This is a genomic window from Roseovarius gaetbuli, assembly GCF_900172365.1.
GTDB lineage: Bacteria > Pseudomonadota > Alphaproteobacteria > Rhodobacterales > Rhodobacteraceae > Roseovarius > Roseovarius gaetbuli.
This window is the reverse complement of the sequence record NZ_FWFJ01000101.1, coordinates 1-2,554: the sequence shown is the minus strand read 5'-3', so window position 1 is coordinate 2,554 and position 2,554 is coordinate 1. Positions and strand designations below refer to the sequence as shown.

Annotated in this window: 3 protein-coding genes; 1 reads left to right on the top strand and 2 read right to left on the bottom strand. The window is 50.8% G+C overall.

Going from position 1 to position 2,554, the window contains the following annotated elements; genetic code table 11:
• Positions 1-105, top strand: a 105-nt coding sequence (locus tag ROG8370_RS19675; RefSeq protein ID WP_139838232.1) for a transposase domain-containing protein, incomplete at its 5' end; no start/stop codon positions are given.
• A gap of 209 nt (positions 106-314) precedes the next feature.
• On the opposite strand, the gene ROG8370_RS19670 is transcribed toward ROG8370_RS19675, so the two are convergent.
• Both ROG8370_RS19670 and ROG8370_RS19665 read right to left on the bottom strand, forming a co-directional pair.
• Positions 315-1,436 carry a S8 family serine peptidase gene (locus ROG8370_RS19670; RefSeq protein ID WP_139838244.1) on the bottom strand — a complete coding sequence of 374 codons (1,122 nt, stop codon included), beginning with the start codon at positions 1,434-1,436 and terminating at the stop codon, positions 315-317.
• A gap of 251 nt (positions 1,437-1,687) precedes the next feature.
• Positions 1,688-2,308 (bottom strand): hypothetical protein, encoded by a 621-nt coding sequence (locus tag ROG8370_RS19665; protein ID WP_085828807.1) that lies wholly within the window; start codon positions 2,306-2,308, stop codon positions 1,688-1,690.
• Between the last annotated feature and the right edge of the window lie 246 nt (positions 2,309-2,554).

Sequence of the window (2,554 nt, the reverse complement as noted above, 5' to 3'; positions counted from 1 at the left end):
AACGGTATCGATCCGCAAGCATGGCTCGCCGACACACTTGCCCGCATCCCAGACTATAAAATCAACCGCGTCGATGACCTGCTGCCGTGGAAAAACGCACCGTAAAGCGGCCAGACCGGACGCTTACCCTCAGTTGGAGAACAGGCTAACCTCAAACGCAGGACATTTCAGGGGAGCAGGTCAGCAACGCTAGGGTTTGTTGCGACGAAGGTCCGCATCCTGCTGACTGAAAGGGTAATTCGTGAAGGGCAGGCCATTCAAAAGAAAGCCCGCATAACTGCGCGAGCCTTCTTTCTAAGGCCGTCCGTAAAGTTTTATTGAATACTATCCGGCGCTACAGCTCGATAGATACTGGCTTCGCCCTGCCCGTGGACATTTAGTGAGTAGTCGTTAATTGTGTCCTGCCGTGCGGTCTTGAGCAGCTGGTTTTTAACCTGCAAAGGGGTCGCCGTTTTAAATTTGCTGGCGAGAATTGCAGCATATCCGCTTACGATCGGTGCGGCGAACGAGGTCCCTTCGAAACCGCCGTTCAAGGCCGTGTCAACGCCCACCATAAGATAGTTCGCGTTCACTCTTTCATCTGTACCGGCTTGTGTTGAATAGTCTGCAATGCTGACCTTGGTTTGAACAGTCGAGGTGCCGTCAGGGTTGTGAGTTACGGACGAATTTCCATCTAGCGCGCCGACCCAGACACCTGAAAAAGTATTAGGGTTGTCACCTGCTGCATCCATCAGGCCAACGGAAAGGTAGTCACGAACTGTCTGGGTAAATCTTCCACGACCAGAGGTTACGGAGTCTCCCACTGCGGTACCGCCGTCGTTACCCGCCGATTTCGCAACAAAAGCAGCCCCGCTCTTAGCGAAGTCGATGATTGATGTTTCCTGCGCTGTGAAAAGGTTTCCAGCCGTGTAGAGATCGGTCGTCTCTTGCGATGTATTATACTTGTCCGAGTAACTCAGGTTCAGGACGTTGAAAACGCCTGAATACGAAGGCAGCGTTACCGCTTCTCCGCTCAAGTAATCATGCACCGCAATGTCTGCCAAGGGCGCGATCATGTGGCCTTCTTTTGAAGTCCATTCCCCGTGGGTCAATGAGTAGTCTCCGTCTCCGAGGTTCCCGGCGCGCGTTGCGCCACTGTAGAAATCATCGACGAAGGTCATGGTCACGCCTCTTAAACCCGGAGCTGCATCCGGGGCTCTGGCACCGAGATAAGATCCCCCATTGTAACCCCAGGCCAGCGGCACATCGTCGTGCATCCAGCTATCGTTTGGCTGCGGATCTACAGGGTCGCTACCATTATCAACGGGTTTTCCCACCCCCTCTTTTTTGGCAAGAAGTGTTGGATGAGAGCTGTCAGCAAGAGCGGAGGTCGTTACAGATGCCGCAATCAACAGCGCGGCTGCCGATACACTGGTCAGAAAGGTTTTAAGTCGCAATTTTCAGGTCTCCTTAGTTCATATTAAAATAAGACCGCTTAGAAATAAGCTTTAAACAACTCTCACGGTCGACACACGACACCCAGCACGCATAGCTCGCCTTAAAAATAGCCACCCAATAATGGCCGAAATATGGTCATTTACCTATCATTCAGATTGAATTGACCTGTAGAGATCAAATTCCGGACACTATCGGCCCTACCTATGGAAACTGTGGTTGTACTGGAAACAATTAAGGGAAAACCGGACACTCAGAACGAGAACACAACGCCCATCCTCAAGACCAATTGGTCGGCAGGAGGCTCTTTGATTAGATAATTAAGTGTTTCAGATGGCGCCATGAATGATGCCGCTAGACGGCAGTTCACTTTCTGAATGCCGCCAACCGCGCCATAATTCGCTAAACAAGGCTTTTCCCGCAGTTTTCCGCCGATGATAGTTGTGGCTGATAGAGACAATCTAAAGTTCTCCTTAACTTCGCTCTGCCAGATGAAACCAAGTTTAATACTGGGATCAATCGTATATTTTTCGCCAAATTCACCCGTTCCAAAACCCCATAACAGGCCGAGCTCTTTCGACATCTGCGTCATCATTGTGACCCGAAGATTGCGCCAGTTACTTTTGTACCAGCGGGAAAAGCTGACGTAGCTCCCGTTCGAAAGTTCGTACCCGCCGCGCCTGAATTGTCTGATTGACTGTGACAGGCCTTTACCCGCACGGATGTCCACCAGATAGCTATTTTCTGTAAAGGACTGCGCAGTCGCCATGGTCCCCGGACAACCAAACAAACAGATTGCCAGTCCGAAAAGAGTCCCTCTCAGGCGAGTTGCTGTTTGTTTTGCACAGTACAGCACCTGATACTTTTCCTTCATTCAACATTTGGACGTGATTTGGTCCTGTGGGATATTCTGGCAATGTGGCGATATGATGAACTCATATAAAAGGTCTGAGAGGTGGTCCTAGTTTTTCGACCAGTTTGCAGCCCTGTTAAGGTGGATCAGGGTTTCATGTCAGGCTGCTAATCTCGTTGGTTCTGTTTTGCTTGCATAGGCCTCATTCGGGGTCAAGATGCCGTGGGTGGAGTGCGGCCGTTCGGCGTTGTAATAGGCCAGCCATTT